Below are 17084 nucleotides of genomic sequence, written 5' to 3'. Positions count from 1 at the left end.
AAAAGTCATGCATCGAGTGCGTAATTCTGAGGTCTCCTCAGAATGTAAGACGCACATCTGACAGTCAAAACTCAGATTTTATAGCTCAAAACTTTGATGCTTCAGTAATTTAAGCAAATTATTCGACATCTAAAGTTTGGAACTATTTGTAACATTCTTTTTTCAAATTGGTATTAGACCAAAATTTTTCTGTAATGAAGATTACAGCACTTTTGAGGAAGCGTGAGGTACAGTTTGAAAATTAATCTTTTTTTCCCTAATGCCTACTCTGTACGGACGTTGCATGCAACGTCCCTACTCCCTAAAATTTTGTACCTCATCAACTCCAAAACTGCTGTAATATCATACACTAATTCACTAACACCAAATTTTTGACAAGGCGAAAACCAATGTGAGTGGTTCCAGTATCCGGTGACTGGGACTCCCGTGCAGCCGGACGGTATCGACTGCAATAGTTGGGCGCACAGAGGTGAGAACCACCCTTAATAACGTGTACTGCTCCCTCACCAGGTTTTTTGGGGTCAAAACTTTCCGCTTGTCTGGGACCTTCAGGATTAACGCTATGAGCCATGTCTTTTCGTTCAACCTGATACCAGTCCGCTGTCCATTCCCAAACGTTACCTGTCATGTCATACAAACCGTAACCATTTGCCTTGAACGAAGCAACGGGAGCAGTTCCCAAATAGCCATCCCCTTTGGTATTCAGAAAAGGAAAAATTCCTTGCCAGGTGTTGGCTTTTTTAGCAGAATATTCTTGACCCCAGGTATAAGTAGATTCTTTTAAACCGCCTCTGGCAGCGTATTCCCATTGAGCTTCGGTGGGAAGTTGTTTTCCTGCCCACTTGGCGTAAGCTAAGGCATCTTCGTAGGCAATATGAACAACGGGATAGTTTTCTTTGTCGCTAATATTGCTATCGGAGCCGTAGGGATGTTGCCAGTTTGCGCCCACAACCCAATGCCACCAACTTAGATAAGCGACTTGTTGAATGCCTTCTGCGGGAGGTTCAAAAACAAGGGAACCAGGCGATCGCTCTTCATCGGATAAGTCAGGAAATTGTGATTTTGATAGAGGACGTTCGGCTATAGTAACGTAACCTGTATCTTCAACAAACTTGGTAAATTCGGCGTTGGTAATTTCGTGGGAGTCAATGCAAAATGAACTGACAGTCACATTTTCAACAGGTAGTTCTTCGATAAATTCTGGTTTGTCTGACCCCATTTTGAACTCTCCTCCCGGAATGAATTCCATATTTTGGGGACAAGTTGAAGAGGGTACGGCAAACGCACTCGGACTAAAAATAGTAACAGTTAGAATAAAAACACTGAGAACAATTAGGAATTTTTGAATATAATTTTGAGAATTATTCATCATTTGAGTTACAGAATTATTTTTCTGAGGTAGAGAATAGCTTTGATATAGAGAACAGTCGTCCGCAGCGACGATAGGAAGCAATCTCCGCGCACCCCTGAGATTGCTTCCTTCCACTCTGTTCCAGTCGCAATGACTTGAGTATAGTAATTATGCGGATTTGGTATAAACAAAGAAAGCTCATTTATTTAATATGAGAGGGAAAAACTCCCGACTGACTACAGCCGGGAAGTTCAGTCGAACTTAGGTTAGTAAGTTAATCTGACCGGTAAAAGTTTAATACTGCTGATAGCAATTTTTTAATCTGTACCTCATCAATTTGATAATTGCTATAAATTGACATATTTTTGTTAGTCCTAGTTTGTAAGGTTTATTCTTCCGAGTAATTAGGGTGAGCAATGCTCACCCAATTGGGTCACTCAATCCGCCCCATCGAGACTAAATTCATTAGCTACTTAGGCATTCGATTCGGCTGTTGGATGACCTGCGTTTTTCCTACCTCATGGGTAAGTCCTGTGAATAGCGATCGCTATTTGGTTGAATAATGTTTCTCAACCTGCTGAATGATTATGTCCCAGAAGTCTTCATTACTCATATCTTCCGAAGCTTGGTAGGGTTCAATTGAATCTCCAAGCTCCACTTTCACCGTGTTAATCGTTCCGTCGAACTCAAAGGGAGCGCGCTCGGCATAGTCTACTATGCAATCTAATCCCGAGCAAGGTTCTTCAAGGTCTATTGTCACCTTATTAATTTTGCCTGTGAAGGGGAAATGTGACTCTGAGTCACATGACTCTGAGTCATCCGACTCTGAATCACATGACTCTGGGTCATAATAATGAGCTACTGGTGTGAGTAAATCCATGCCTACATCTTGAGTTTCCAGAGAGAATCGTGCAGGTACAGTTTGTAGGATGTTGTATTGACCAAACACGCTCAAAGGCTGGAATTTACTCTCATCAATTTCCTCATCATTAACTAAGAGGGTAACTTCAGCTGGGTAACCCTGACCATCTCCATAATTTCCTGAGTATTCAAAGTTGAATCCAAGGGTAACATCATCACCAGAACAAACGTTGCCGTATGAGCAAATGTCGTCGATAGAAACAACGTCGTAGTGGGTGCCAAAGAAGTTGTAGGTATAGTGGAGTTTTTTGTCCTTAATGTAGAAGCTATAGCCTCCCGTCTCTCCACCGAGCGCCAGGAGTACACCTTCAGCACCTTCAGGAGGAATCGTTACATAAGCAGTAACCTTATGATCTTTGCTTTTCACATCGGGTGCTGTCCCTTCTGGCAGTCGAATGGCACCTTCATAGAACTCGAACTCATAGCGTCCTGCAGTAAAACTGGGACGTAAACTAACATCACCTCGTTCAACAAAGCGATCGTCCAGAGGAAAAACATTATACTTACCTCCCTCAACTAGAAATAAGTCTTTGAGTTCCTCTAATTTATCAGGATTATCTGTGGATAAGTCTTTGCCTTGGGAGAAATCATCCTTTAAATCGTACAGTTCCCACTCATCCTCATCGAAAGGTTTAAGAGGGTCATCGCCAACTGGCTTAGAATGCACAGTTGATGCCATCCATTCGTGTGTTCCTTCGTCCTTGTAGATGCCTCGATTCCCAAACATCTCAAAATACTGAGTTTTATGAGTACCTTCAGTACCTTCCCCATAATCATCATCATTATCGTCATCGTCATCATCATCATCTATACCAAAACCAAAGGTATAAGCTAAACTCACCCCTTCTATGGGCTGCTGCTGGATGCTGTTAACGATCTCTGGTTCCTGAATCCCAGTTACTTCCAGAATTGTCGGTGCGATATCAATAACATGGTGAAACTGGTCTCGGATCTCCCTTGTCTTTGGAGTCGGGGGAATAAACTTTGGCCATTTAATAATCATGGGATTGCGAGTCCCGCCAAAATGGGAAGCTATCTCCTTTGTCCATTGGAAAGGCGCATCCGTAGCCCAAGCCCAGGCAACGGAGTATCCTGGCGAGGTTCCGCTGTCACGCGCACCCCAATCCTCTGCACACTCCTTGATTTCTTCAATCTCATAGCCCAGTCCGTTAAGATTTCTCATGGTGTTGCAAGTTCCATTCACACCACCGCCTGCTGAACCACCGTTGTCACCCACGATATAGATTATCATGGTGTTTTCTACTTCCGTTTCAGGAATAGCATCAAGGACGCGACCTACCTCTACATCAGTGTATTCTAGAAAAGCCGCATAGATTTCCATCTCCTTGGCTAATGCCGCACGCTCGCTGTCGTCGAAGTCATCCCAACCAGGTATTTCGTCTGGGCGAGGGGTAAGTACAGCATCAGCAGGAATTATACCGGGAGTTTTCGCAAGAACACCAGTGCGCTTCTGACGCTCGAAAATTTTCTCACGCTCTGCGTCCCAACCGTCATCAAACACACCTTTGTATTTATCGCGATAATCCTCTGGCGGTTGGTGAGGTGAGTGGGTAGCACCGGGAGCAAAGTAAAGGAAGAAAGGACGATCTGGTGCAATTGAATGCTGATTGTTCATCCAACCAATTGCTTTATCAGCAAGGTCATGGTTGAGGTTGTAGTCGTCTTCCTCTCCATTGTACATCATTGTGGCGGGTGGATTGATGGGGTTCTGATTTTCATACAGTGCTGGATACCACTGGTCAGTTTCTCCACCAATAAATCCGTAGAAGTAGTCAAATCCCAAACCATTAGGCCAGCGGTCAAACGGACCAACCATACTGGTTTGGTTATCGGGAACATTGTGATTTTTGCCGAACCAAGCTGTGCTGTAGCCATTTTCGTGCAGAATTTCGGCAATTGTGGCTGTGCTTTTGGGAATCAAGCCTTTATAACCAGGATAACCTGTTGCCAGTTCCTGAACCACTCCACTGCCTACTGAGTGGTGATTGCGTCCAGTTAGTAGAGCCGCACGAGTTGGCGAGCAGAGGGCAGTTGTGTGGAATCGATTATAAATTATCCCTTCGTCTGCTAGCTCCTCCAAAGTCGGTGTTTTAATCGAGCCACCAAAGGTTTCTGAGGAACTAAATCCCACATCATCCAAGAGTACAAGGACAATGTTAGGGGCATCGTCTGAGGCTTTAGGGGATTCCATAATTGACTTATCTGGCTCCCCGGAAGTTTCGTAAGTAACACCAATGTCACCTTTAAATTCTGGGTCAGGTTGTGGCAGAATTTCCTGAGCCAAGGCTGGTGGTACTAATACTCCTAGGGAAAAGATTACTACTACTAGGAAATTGAGTAGTATTTTAAGTTTTTGTAAAGTTTCCTTCATACACTTAGTGTTGTGCTGTTAACATTTGAGTCTTTCATTGATTCACTCTTTTGTGACATCCTCTTGAACCTATTCGTGCAGCGTTGCTACAGGCTAGGCGCGGAAGTCATTACTGAGCCAATTCTTCAGAGCGGGGTGGAGAACAATTCCACACCACAAAAAAAGCATTGATCCAAAGCCTTAATCGAAACAGGGTGAGTCATGTCCACTCTGTTGTGCTATCGGGTAAATCAAAGACTTAATGGTTAGTTTAGTGGTAAGCTGTCTCTGTGAATGATCAAAAATTATAACTTTCTCAGCTATACAAATTAAATAACTAATTTTTTAAATGTATTAACTTTACTTATATATCCCTTTTGGAATGCGCCACTACTGACGCGACATGAATAAGGGTGGGCGCTGCCCACCCGACTAAAAGTTCGCTATTAAGATGCCTACTTCCATTTCGGTCTTAAATCAATGCTCGAATTTTGCACTGGTTAATCGTAGAACGGAATGGGATTAAGAAGTAAAGGCTGCCCGCAGTATGCCTCTACAGACTCTTTGTCTGCGAGATCGTCAGTGATTTCGATTGTCACTGAGTTCAAAGTTCCAGTGAAATCAAAGGGCATCAAATCCACATAGCTCTCGGATACTGCCGAACCCGTATCAAAGCCGACATCAAAGGTTTCATCCGGGGTGTAGCGGGTACTCAAGGTCTCACAGACAAAGCCGTGACCAATTTGCTGACCGTCGGCATAAAGGGTGACTTCTCCTCCCACACCAGGCTCATCAGAAACAGTTTGATAAACTGCCTTGAGAGTAATGGGGAGACCAATGGTGGGGACTGGAATCTCCAATAAAGATCCTTCGATCCGATAGTGTTCAAGTCTGGCTAAGTTGTAGTCATACACTAACTTACCGTCCTGTACAAACAACCCATACCCGCCAAAAGCACCCGCTAAAGTCACTAATACACCTTCGCCCCCCGGTGGAAACACGACATCTGCAGTAATCGTGTGGCTTTTGGACTTCAAGTTAGGTGCTACACCTTCAGGAGCGCGGAAATGATCTGGGAAGATAAAATGGGTTCTTCCTTCTACCAAACTGGGACGCAGGGATGGATCGAACCGTTCGTAACGACGATCGTCCAACGGGAAGACATTATGTTTAGCAGCCTCGGCATAAAAGAGCTTGACCATTTCATCCAGCTTATCGGGACACTCCTCAGCTAGATCGTTTGCTTGGGTAAAGTCTGGAGTATTGACAGAACAACTCTCGTCAGCATCTCCATTAACGTTATAAAGCTCCCAATCCATATCAATCAGGCTATTGCCCAATGGCTCGTTCCCCTGCCACGGCACTGTCCGAATTGCACTTGCCATCCAGCCATTATCGTAGATCCCCTGATTTCCGGCGATTTCAAAGTATTGGGTTGTATGTTCGCTGGGGGCATCGATCGCGCTTATATCGTTGCCTTCAGTATCGGTTGCATCAAAGGTATAAACCAGACTTGTTCCTTCGATGGGTTTCTGGGTGACACCGTTAACTTGAGTCGGTGCTTCAATACCAACTGCTTCGAGAATAGTCGGAACGATGTCAATAACATGGCTGAATTGGTAGCGCACATCTCCCTTATCGGTAATACGATCAGGCCAAGAAACAACCATGCCATTACGAGTTCCCCCAAAGTGGGAAGCAACCTGTTTGGTCCATTGGAAGGGCGTATCCATTGCCCAAGCCCAACCGGCAGGGAAATGATTATCGTGTTTGGAACTGCCTAACTCGTCGATCGCTGCCAGTTTGTCGTCAAAGTCTTCTGTCAAGCCGTTGCGGTAGGTGGTTGTATTAATCGTTCCATCCACTCCACCTTCTGCACTAGCGCCATTATCGCCAGCAATATAAATCACCAACGTATTGTCCAAGAGACCCAAGTCTTCAATGGCATCAATCACTCGACCGATTTCTTCATCTGTTTGTTGGGTAAAGCCAGCAAAGACTTCCATCATGCGGGCATAGAGTCTTTTCTCGTCTGCGTCCAAATCATCATCCCAATCCCGTAAGTCCTGGCGAGGAGTGAGTACGGCGTTTGCTGGAATAACCCCTAATTCTTTTTGTTTCTCAAACGTTTTGCTGCGGTACTCATCCCAGCCCGTATCAAATTCACCCGCGAAGTTCTTGATATAGTCTTCGGAAACCTGATGCGGGGCATGAGTCGCCCCCGGAGCAAAGAACATGAAAAAAGGTTTTTCGTCTGACAGAGCATAGGTTGTGCGGATGTAGTTGATAGCATGATCGGCTAAATCGGTATTGAAGATATAGGGCGATCCATCGGCATTAGTTTTGGGCGCTTCCAAACGAGTTGTATTTTCCACCAAGGCAGGATGGTATTGGTTGGTTTCGCCACCAACAAAGCCGTAGAAATAGTCAAATCCTAAACCCACAGGCCAGCGATCAAACGGCCCGATCGCCCCTGTTTCCCAGTCGGGAGTATTATGGTTTTTACCAAACCAAGATGTGGCATAGCCATAGGACTGTAGAATCTGGCCGATCGTTGCCGCATTCTGGGGGATAAGGGTGGAATAGCCCGGAAAATTCGTTCCAGCCTCCATGACAGCGCCGGATGCTACGGAGTGAGCGTTGCGTCCGGTGAGAAGGGCTGCTCGGGTGGGAGAACAGATGCCTGTCGTGTGGAACTGGGTATAGCGCAAGCCATTATCTGCGAGCTTTTCCAAGGTCGGACTGGAAATAGCGCCGCCAAAGGTTGACATCTGACCATAGCCTACATCATCTAGCATCACCACAAGGATATTGGGGGCATTTTCAATGCCAAAGGTAGAGGGTAATTTCAGGTCTGCCTTTTCGGATTGGGAGTCTTCGTAAGTTAGTCCCATTTCGCCCGTAAAAATGGGGTCGGGATGGGGCAAAATCTGCTGTGCCATTGCAGGCAACACAGCAGTATTGAGGAAAAAGGAGAGGGCGATCGCGATCGCCACGATCCCTCTGCAAATTCGGTTCAAAAAACCGTTTAAAAACATAGATAAAACCTCATAAAAGGGGTTAACACAATCTCAGGCGACATCCCAAAACACAATCTGGATAGCCTTGGGATGGCCTGTAGAGTCCCGAGCTGGCTCGGAACTCTACAGGTTTAGCTGAATTAGAGTAGAACTTAGGTAATGAGGGTAGGCAACGCCCACCCCGTAACTAAATTACTTTACGGTGGCGATGGGTAAAGCCCCTATTTAAAAATAGGGGATATAAGCGAGAGAGCCATTTTTAAATGGCAGTGAACGCCAACTCGTGCTATGATAATTTATCGTTATCAATTACGATAAACTATGCTCGTATATGAGATGAAACTAAAAGGAACGGAGAACCAGTACCGAAGGTTAGATGAAGCCATTCGGACAGGCCGATTCGTTCGGAATAGTGTCATCAGAGCATGGTTAGACGGTCAAGTCAAAAGTCGCAATGATGCCTATAAGCACTGCAAGGTACTGTCAGATAATTCAGAGTTTCCCTGGGTATCCAGATTAAACTCAATGGCACGACAAGCACACGCAGAAAGAGCCTGGGCATCAATAGAACGGTTCTATAAGAATTGTCGGCAAAAGATACCTGGAAAAAAGGGTTTTCCTCGGTTTAAAAAATACCAAGTTAGAGCGTCTGTTTAGTACAAAACGTCGGGCTGGAAACTATCTGAAGATAGGCGTTATTTAACGTTTTCAGACAAGTTTCAAGCAGGTACATTTAAACTATGGGGAAGTCGAGACTTACACTTCTATCAACTCGAACAGATTAAACGAGTGAGAGTGATTAGAAGACATGACGGGTATTATGCACAATTTCTGATAGACCACGAAAGAGAAGAGAAGAAGGAACTCACTGGAAAACAGACTGCTCTAGATGTTGGTCTTAATTTCTTCTATACAGATTGTTCTGGCAATCAGATCGACAATCCTCGGTTCTTGAGAAAGGATGAACGCAAAATTAAAAAGTGGCAACGTCGTCTATCAAGAACTCAAAAGGGAAGTCAAAATCGCTCAAAAGCCAGGAACAAATTAGGTAGAGCGCATCTCAAGGTTTCACGCAGGCGTAACGATTGGGTTTGTAAATTAGCCCAGCACGTCATCCAGTCTCACGACTTGGTCGCAGTTGAAAACCTACGGATACGAAACATGGTTAAAAATCATCATCTAGCCAAGTCGATTAGTGACGCAGCTTGGTACAGGTTTAGAGAATGGCTTGAATATTTTGGGAGAATTTATGGGGTTCCAGTTATTGCTGTTGAACCCAGAAATACCTCACAAAATTGTTCAAATTGCGGAGAAAAGGTTGTTAAAAGTCTCAGTACAAGAACCCATAGGTGTCCGCATTGTAAGTACGAAACTGACCGCGATCATAACGCCAGTCGGAATATCCTTAAAGCTGCTTTAAAACAACTCTCAAATACCGTCGGGCAGACGGAAATTAACGCCTCCCGAGAGATTGATCTCTGCTATGTTGGGGAAACTCAACCTAGTAAGTCAGCTCGAACACCGAGAAAGAGGAAATCCAAATAGTGATATTTGGAATCCCCCGTTTTAAAACGGGGGAGGATGTCAAATCAGCATTCTTCTAGTCCAAGGGAGCTGGGAGTAAAGGTAAAAAGTGAGATTCATCTGATGTCAGCTCTACTTTCACAGTGTTAATCGTTCCGTCGAACTCAAAGGGAGCGCGATCGGCATAGTCTAGGGAAACCGGAGCCCCCAGATCCGTGCCGACATCGAAGGTTTCACTGGCACTGAAGGCTCCCACGACGATTGTTTCGATAGTGATTGGCTGGTCGAGGACTTCTAAGCCATCCACTCGTATAACCACTTTACCTGGGGAATAGAGATCCTCGATGGTTGTGTCTACTTCAATGGTGTGATGACCACCATCGATCGGTGCATTTGATGCAGCCTTATAACGATCGAGGAGCAGCATATTGTACTCGTACTTCAGAATTCCGTTGTCCATAAACAAGCTCACACCGCCACCGGAACCTCCCAAGGCATAGAGAACGCCGTCAGCATTTTCTTCCAGATCGACATCGATCGTAACCAGATTGCTCTCGCGACCTAGGCTCGGTGCAGTGAATTCAGGCATACGAGTTGTGCTTTCATCAAAAGTCCAGCTAGTGTAGGGACTCCCGATCCGGTCTTCGGGATTAGCGTTGACGTACAGGCCGCCTCCAATGGGGAATGCCAAATTCTCTTCTGCTTCTTCCAAGAACACTTGTTTCATTACCTCCAAAAGCTCTGGCTCCTGAGCTGCCAGATTCTCCATTTGAGTGAAGTCCTCGGTAATGTGATACAGTTCCCAAACGTCCTCATTGGGATCCCAGTCAGGGAAGCCCTCTGCTGATTTAGCTATATTCCAGGGGATCTGAGGACCGAAGGTGCAGGCATACCAGCCATCGATATAGATGCCTCGGCTGCCGCTGTTCTCGAAATACTGAACCTTCTTTCGATCCTCTGCGTTGGCATCGTCGAAGGTGTACTTCATGCTAATCCCATCGAGGGCTTTTTGCTTGAAGCCGTAAACCTCTTCAGGGGGGGTAATGCCCAGGATATCGTAGATAGTTGGAGCGATATCGTTGACATGGTGAAACTGAGACCGGGGGGTTTTGTCGGGGGTGATACCCTTGGGCCAGGAGATTACCATGGGGTTGCGGGTACCACCGAAGTGGGAAGCAACTAGCTTGGTATAACGGAAGGGGGCATCCCCTGCCCAGGCCCAACCTGCGTGGTACATATTTTCGGTTTTTGGGGTTCCCAGGGCATCAAGTCCGCCTAGTTCGTCGAGAGCCTCAAGTTGCTCCTCGATCGTACTGGGAATTAGGTTCTGGGCAAGAAATTCGCTGATAGTGCCCTCCTGACCTTCGGCACTGGCTCCGTTGTCACCAACAATATAAAAGACGATGGTATTGTCGCGAATGCCCAGATTGTCGAGTTCCGAGATCACCTTACCTGCCTGGGTATCCGTATGTTCGAGAAACCCTGCATAGACTTCCATCAACCGCCGTTGGAAGTCACGTTCCTCCTCATCCTCAATATCATCCCATGCTTGCATGTCATCAGGCCGAGTAGCTAGCTGTGCTTCTACTGGAATCCAGCCCAGGGCTTTCTGGTTTTGAAAGACCCGCTTTTGGTACTCGTCCCAGCCGTCATCGAATTTACCCTTATACTTATCTGCCCATTCCTTGAAGACATGGTGAGGACCGTGGACTGCCCCTGGTGCCCAGTACATCAAGAAGGGTTTGTCGGGAGAATAGGAACGGTGGTGACGCATCCAGTTGATCGCTTTATCCGCCATGTCCTCAGTCAGGTGGTAAGTCTCGTCGTGGGGCGGCTCTATGGGGTTGAGGTTCTCATAGAGGCGCGGCTCATACTGAGAGGTTTCACCCGCAAGGAAGCCGTAGAAATAGTCGAAACCATGCCCAGTAGGCCAGCGATCGAATGGACCCATAGCTGTGGTCTCATTGGTTGGGGTATTGTGCCATTTGCCGAAGGCAGAGGTTTTGTAGCCGTATTCGCTCAAAACTTCGGCGACCGTGGCAGTGGTCTTGGGAATAACCCCCAGGTAACCATCCCAGTCCACCGAAAATTCTGCGATCGTACCTGATTGGGCCTGGTGGTGATTGCGCCCGGTTAAGAGAGCGGCGCGGGTGGGCGAGCAGATAGCAGTAGTGTGAAAGGTGTTATAGGCAATCCCTTCATCCCACAAACGGCTTAGAGTCGGCATGTGGATCTCGCCACCAAAGGTGTCAGGCTGTCCGAAGCCTACATCATCCAGCAGGATAATCAGGATGTTGGGCGGATCTTCGTTGGGTATATAGTTCGGTTCTTCCCGCCGAATCATGGTGGTGGGAGGATCCAAAGTCGGTCCGGCAACGCTGGCTGATGGCACTGTCGGGAATGGCAGGGTCGAGCCATTAGCAGTTTGTGCCAAGACAGGGGGAGTAATACTTCCCAATAGGAGAGAGATGGCGATCGCAAATATCGCGATCGTTCTCAACATTCGGTTCAAAAACATCGGTAAAACCTAATAAGAAAGAGTTAACAAAATTGGGGACGCATCCCAAAAAGGGTTAATAAAGTCTCAATATCGCTAGCTAGTTTGAGCCAAAGAAAGGTTTAATTCTAAGGGCAACAAGAGACTTTGACAGGAAAAATTGGTTCGTTGTTAGAACTTCTGCCTTGACGTAGACGCGCTACTACTGATACCAAATCCGGTATAAATACCCCGTTAGCTCCCACCCTGTAGAAACCTTGCATGCAAGGTCTCTAGAGAGCTTTTTTGGGTTATTTAAAACGGGTTTGTTTAACCCAGATTTGGTACGAGCCAATTTTTCAGAGCGTGGTGGAGAACAATTCCACACCACAAAAAAGCATTGATCCAAAGCCTTAATCGAAACAGGGTGAGTCATGTCCACTCTGTTGTGCTATGGGGTAAATCAAAGACTTTAAAGTTAGTTTAGTGGTAAGCTATCTCTGTGAATGATCGAAAATTATAACTTTCTCAGCTATACAAATTAAATAACTAATTTTTTTAATGTATTAACTTTACTTATATAACCCTTTTGGAGTACGCCACTACTGGCGCAACATAAATAAGGGTGGGCACTGCCCACCCTACAGTGAAATCTCATAAAAAGAGTTAACAAAATTCGGGATGCATCCCAAAATGCGATCGCCGCTTGCCAATGTATCGGGGAGCAATCAGAACGAAGTAGGCTGTTTTGTCCACCATAAAAGAATATTGGCAACGAGATGGGCGATCGCGCTGGTTAGTCGATCGGGGCGAGCAAAACCCACCCTGTAGGTAACGGCAATTAGCTCGCACCACCAGAAGGTTCGGCAGGACCGAGATTCTCCAAACTGGGGGGTTCCCAGTACTGAGACAATGCTGGGTAGCCCGGTAAGTACAGGCGCATGAACATAAAGAAATCGCCTTCGAGTGCGGGTAAGCAGTTGGGGATTAGGTTCTCGCCGCTTGGTTGTTCGCGCTGAATGTAAATCGTGAGACTGCCATCGTTACCGGGAGTCATCCCACTACGATCGCCTAGGGAATAGCGATCGATCGGATTATCCACCAAGTTGTAATTAAGATCGTACATGGAGAGAGACCAAAACGCATTGACCTCGGGTTGCTTTCCAGCCTCGAACCGAAGCTCGTAACGATTTTCCCCGGACAGAGGGTTGCCATCTTTATCTACGAATACGCTCATGTAGATAGCCTCGATCGTATCGTTGGCAACAAAGCCAGCTTGGGCCTGCATTGCACGCAGCAGCCAATCCCGTACTGATGAAGGTCGGCCTAAGTATGAAGGCGGATACTTCCACCCATTCACTTCTTTGTGTGCGTACCCTTGGACGACAGCCTCATCGACGATCTTTAAACCCTCTACAGCAGCACGTTCGAGACCGCGCTTCGTGCTTTCACTCTGAACCTCAATGTCTAATCCCGGCCCGACACCAATGGTCTCGAACAATTCGAGCAAGGACGCATCATAGGAATCGGGAGGGTTATCAACCATCGCGCGGTTGATATTCTTCCAGTCCGCAAGGGGATCGGTCGCGCGATCGTAAGGTTCCCAAAGCTCATCGACAGGTTCGGGGGTGGCATTTGGATCGATCCACTGGGACAGAGGTGTCAGTTTGTACTGATCCTGAATAGCATGGACTGCATCCAAGTCCGCGCCTTCCTTCCTTTCCGCCTCCATCAGTAAGTTTCGCGCCGAGAGAAATGCCCAGGGCGTCGGCGAAGGACCTTCAAGCTCCTGCAGGCCTTCAGGTAAATTCCCCGACCAATTTGGCCCAAAAATGGCAAAATGGCCTCCTTTTACTCCCGTGGCCCGCGTACCGACGTAAGCAAATTGGTCTCCTCGGTAATCGGTACATTGTACGTTGTGGTAGCGATAGTCATCCTTTTCCGGATCTGATGGGAGTGCTGGAATCGATAGAATCAGGGGTTCTTTCCCCACATATATAGATGCCTGAGAATACAGGGTGTCATTATTGGGTGCGCCACCGAGCTGGTGGGATTCATCCTTCAGCTTCCGGAGGTGGGTAAATTTGTTGACTGTACCGCTCAACTAAACTTACTCAAACTTACTCAAAAATCTGAAAGCTTAGTTGTTCGTAGTGGATCAACCACCACAGGGTTAAACGGCAAACCCTTTATTCCTTGGTCAAAGACATCAGGAATTACTTTTTTAATAATGTTAAACGACCCATTTACATCAGCATTTAATAATTTATTTCCCCTGGTTTTATACAACCCTCTTGCTACTCTTTTTCCACTAAATTTCGGTTTTTTATCTCCATATTTTGGTAAATAATCCCCATCTAAAAAGCTCGATTGAGATGTATAAGATTCTTCTGTAATTATTACTTTTATTCCGATTAATTGGGCTTTATACGTTAACATCTCTATTAACCGATAATGAGGGATATTCACAAATTGTTGATTGTTCTTTTTCCCTAATTTTATTTCTTGTTTCCATGTCTGATTATGCCCAATAATAAATTGGCCTATTTCATGGTTAACACACCAATCTATTACTCTTTTACTGGCTGTATGGAGATAATTTTCTACTCGACAATTTCGTTTGTGAGTTATTTTTTTTAACCTATGAGAATGACTTTGATTGTGGTTGGTTTTTAATTGAGATTGTAAACAAGAGCGCTGTTTATTATAAAAGGTATTAATAGCTTTTAATGGTCTGCCTTTAATCAAAAGAGGTGCAGTTCCTGTTTGATTTGTAGTTACAGCTATTAAATTATTGACTCCTAAATCCACTCCTGCTACTTGTTTATTTTCTGTTATTTCTTCCGGTTTTTCATAGACTATTTCTATTATATAACAGCTACTTTTGGGGACGATTCTGGCCTCTATTATTTCTGTCTGTGAAGTAGGAATTTTTATTTCACTCATAGACAGATGACAAATTCCTTTTTTTAAGGCTTTTTTGTAAATTGATTCCTCAGGATAGGGCAGAATATTTCGGCCTTTTGTCTTATGTTTATATTGGGGAATTTTTGGTTTTCCTAAAAATTTATTTGGCTGTTTTTTCCACTCTCTTAAAGCTGAAAAATAACTAGTCCAACTTTGATCTAATCTCCTAATAATTTGCTTACTTACCTTGGTAGGTAAAGCTTGATAATCGGAACTTTTAGATACCTTGTGATAAAGTTGATTAAAATTTAATTTCTTTTGCTCGGAAAAGAAATATTGACGATAATGGTAATTGGCTAAGTTAAACAGATTTTTAGACAAAAAAGCCTTGTGGTCAATTTCTGACCACAAATCATGTGATTTGCTGATAACATGACGTTCAACTAGCTTCATACCTTAATTGTAGCTGATAGGGACTCAAATCAAGACAACCGAAAAAAACTTACTCATTTTAGTTTTATAGCTCTAGTTATGAGTAAGTTTGATAAACTTTAGATAAGTTTTCGCTTTCTGTATTTACCCCTTGTTTAAATCCAGGCGGAGCTTATAGGCTACTGGCATGTAGGCCCAAGGAAAGGCATAGATGAATGCCTGCACTCCGAGAGTATATGCATACTCTTCTTCCCAATCCCAATCGGATTTTCTATTTATCAAAGACATGAATATAACCTCTTGACATCCTCCCGACGCTGCACTTGCGTGACAGCGCGGGATTCCCTAACATCGCTGATAGGGGCTTTCTGCTTCTAACGCACCTGCCTCCAAGGCCGAACCTCTTTCCGGTCTTACGATCGCTCCACAGACTGACACTGCTAGCCCAGCAGCCTTTAAGGACTATAGCACACTATTGGAAAAACCGCTCTTATTGATTGGTTTTCCAATTGCGTCGCTCCCTTGTCAGGAGAGCGCGGGTCTTCAACCAACATTGAGATAACAAGAGATGAGCTATGTACTTTATTTGTTCTTGACAGCCTTTCAAAGACTTAATGGTTAGTTTAGTGGTAAGCTCTCTCTGTGGATGATCGAAAATTATAACTTTCTAAGCTATACAAATTAAATAACTAATTTTTAATTTTTATTAGTTTTACTTATAATTTGTTTGATTATTTTTTTTATCAAAATAATTGGGTCGCGCAACCCCGCCTTTTAAGGCGAAACGTTTTTGGAGCAGAGCTTAAATCCCCTACTTCCCCTCCTGGGAGGGGTTAGGGGTGGGTTAATTTCTGACTTCTGACTTCTGACTTCGTTAAAGAGTGCTGCGAAAAATGAGTTTGTTGAAGGATATAGACGATAGTAAAATTACCCAAGTTGAGGATACTCCCGGGACAGGTAATCCGAAGATTATCTCAAAATCCTTTACAGATGTGGATAATTTCAAAGAGTTTTTTGAGTATAAAAATAAGGAAATAATACAACTGACTCCCGGTTCTCTTCACGGTGAGTTTTTGTCGATTCAGGTTGGTGACATATTTTTTGTATGTAATCAGGTGAACCAAGGGTTTCAATTTTCGGGTGATGGTACAAAGGGATACATATCTTTTGCAATAATTTGGTCTGAGAATGAAAGGGAATATTACTCCTTCCGTCACCCTGTCAAACCTCAAAATACTCTTTTTGGTTTCAATAACACTGAAGCACACGAAATATTTCCTCAAGGTGGAGCATTGACAAACATTGTTATCCCTGTTCAAACTTTTGATGCTTATGCAGATCAACTACAACGCCACGATCTAGACGACAATTTCCGGAGTAAAAATCATGTGAATTTGCTTCTAACTGGGATGAAAGAAATTAAAGCTTATCTGAAACAACTGATTTGGTTAGCAGTACACCAACCGACTTGGTTTCAAAACCCTCATATTGAGAAACTCGTTACTGATGATTTCGTTCCTTTGTTGATTAGTAACATTCCCATTAAGTTAAATTCTAAGTCTTTCCTCAAACCTTCTCGAAGAGAAAAGTTGATTGCCCAAGCTGAAAAAGAAATGTTAACACACTTAGAAAAACCTCTGACCTTAAAACAACTCGCTCAAAATTTAGGATCTAGCAGTTGTGCGTTATCTTTTGGTTTTAAAGACTTATTTGGCGTCGGTCCGATGCGCTATCTCAAGATACGACGACTTAATGCAGTGCGACAACACCTGAAAGCAAGCGAACCCGAAAATTGTACCATTACCTTCCTTGCTAGTGAATTTGGGTTCTACAGTCCGAGTCATTTTACTAGAGATTACAAAGTCATGTTTGGGGAGTTGCCTTCAGAGACGTTGGCAAAACACTACAAAAGTTAGCTGGCATTACCGAAAAGCGACGTTGAAGGCCTCCGTGTTTTGACATACTCCCGACGTTGCCCTTACGGGACAACGCGGGATTCTTCAGTCTGGGAAACCCTGACCGCTGTTTAGACAGAGGTGATGTCCTCCCCCTGTGTTGGACCTTACAATAACAAAATGTACC

General features: G+C 44.7%; 9 protein-coding genes and 1 pseudogene. 3 read left to right on the top strand and 7 right to left on the bottom strand.

All coding sequences use genetic code 11. The annotated features are described in order from the left end of the window. Window positions 1–349 precede the first annotated feature (349 nt). The 3 genes from F6K23_RS06100 to F6K23_RS06090 form a co-directional block, all read right to left on the bottom strand. Window positions 350–1453: a formylglycine-generating enzyme family protein gene (locus tag F6K23_RS06100; protein WP_293152049.1), complete on the bottom strand. Its 1104-nt coding sequence runs from the start codon at window positions 1451–1453 to the stop codon at window positions 350–352. 445 nt (window positions 1454–1898) lie between these two features. Continuing rightward, on the bottom strand, window positions 1899–4664 hold the full coding sequence (locus F6K23_RS06095) for an arylsulfatase (protein ID WP_293152046.1): 2766 nt from the start codon (window positions 4662–4664) through the stop codon (window positions 1899–1901). A gap of 479 nt (window positions 4665–5143) precedes the next feature. After that, on the bottom strand, window positions 5144–7681 hold the full coding sequence (locus tag F6K23_RS06090; protein ID WP_293152043.1) for an arylsulfatase: 2538 nt from the start codon (window positions 7679–7681) through the stop codon (window positions 5144–5146). Window positions 7682–7984: 303 nt separating this feature from the next. On the opposite strand from F6K23_RS06090, the pseudogene F6K23_RS06085 reads away from it, so the two are divergent. Then, window positions 7985–9208, top strand: a pseudogene (locus F6K23_RS06085) (RNA-guided endonuclease InsQ/TnpB family protein). Between the two features lie 55 nt (window positions 9209–9263). Here F6K23_RS06085 and F6K23_RS06080 read toward each other — a convergent pair. Then, window positions 9264–11549 carry an arylsulfatase gene (locus F6K23_RS06080; RefSeq protein WP_293152040.1) on the bottom strand — a complete coding sequence of 762 codons (2286 nt, stop codon included), beginning with the start codon at window positions 11547–11549 and terminating at the stop codon, window positions 9264–9266. Here F6K23_RS06080 and F6K23_RS06075 point away from each other — a divergent pair. Further along, on the top strand, window positions 11536–11718 hold the full coding sequence (locus F6K23_RS06075; RefSeq protein WP_293152037.1) for a hypothetical protein: 183 nt from the start codon (window positions 11536–11538) through the stop codon (window positions 11716–11718). The genes F6K23_RS06080 and F6K23_RS06075 overlap by 14 nt on opposite strands. A 611-nt stretch (window positions 11719–12329) precedes the next feature. Here F6K23_RS06075 and F6K23_RS06070 read toward each other — a convergent pair. Genes F6K23_RS06070 through F6K23_RS06060 form a run of 3 tightly spaced genes read right to left on the bottom strand, consistent with a single transcriptional unit; the run spans window position 12330 to window position 15023 of the window. Beyond that, complete coding sequence (locus tag F6K23_RS06070) at window positions 12330–12518, bottom strand: hypothetical protein (protein WP_293152034.1); 189 nt, start codon at window positions 12516–12518, stop codon at window positions 12330–12332. Then, window positions 12505–13767: a DUF1254 domain-containing protein gene (locus tag F6K23_RS06065; protein WP_293152032.1), complete on the bottom strand. Its 1263-nt coding sequence runs from the start codon at window positions 13765–13767 to the stop codon at window positions 12505–12507. Before F6K23_RS06065 ends, F6K23_RS06070 begins: the two co-directional genes overlap by 14 nt. 20 nt (window positions 13768–13787) lie before the next feature. Next, complete coding sequence (locus tag F6K23_RS06060; RefSeq protein WP_293152029.1) at window positions 13788–15023, bottom strand: transposase; 1236 nt, start codon at window positions 15021–15023, stop codon at window positions 13788–13790. Window positions 15024–15895: 872 nt separating this feature from the next. Here F6K23_RS06060 and F6K23_RS06055 point away from each other — a divergent pair. Next, window positions 15896–16918, top strand: a complete 1023-nt coding sequence (locus tag F6K23_RS06055; protein ID WP_293152026.1) for an AraC family transcriptional regulator — start codon at window positions 15896–15898, stop codon at window positions 16916–16918. Window positions 16919–17084: the final 166 nt, after the last annotated feature.

The organism is Okeania sp. SIO2C9 (genome assembly GCF_010672455.1).
GTDB lineage: Bacteria > Cyanobacteriota > Cyanobacteriia > Cyanobacteriales > Microcoleaceae > Okeania.
The sequence above is the reverse complement of the archived record's forward strand: the minus strand, read 5'-3'. Positions and strand labels throughout refer to the sequence as shown.

What these genes read in the sequence shown, in the direction of transcription:
- F6K23_RS06095 (WP_293152046.1), bottom strand. Translation starts at nt 4,664, where the DNA reads ATGAAGGAAACTTTACAAAAACTTAAAATACTACTCAATTTCCTAGTA.
- F6K23_RS06090 (WP_293152043.1), bottom strand. Translation starts at nt 7,681, where the DNA reads ATGTTTTTAAACGGTTTTTTGAACCGAATTTGCAGAGGGATCGTGGCG.
- F6K23_RS06060 (WP_293152029.1), bottom strand. Translation starts at nt 15,023, where the DNA reads ATGAAGCTAGTTGAACGTCATGTTATCAGCAAATCACATGATTTGTGG.
- F6K23_RS06055 (WP_293152026.1), top strand. Translation starts at nt 15,896, where the DNA reads ATGAGTTTGTTGAAGGATATAGACGATAGTAAAATTACCCAAGTTGAG.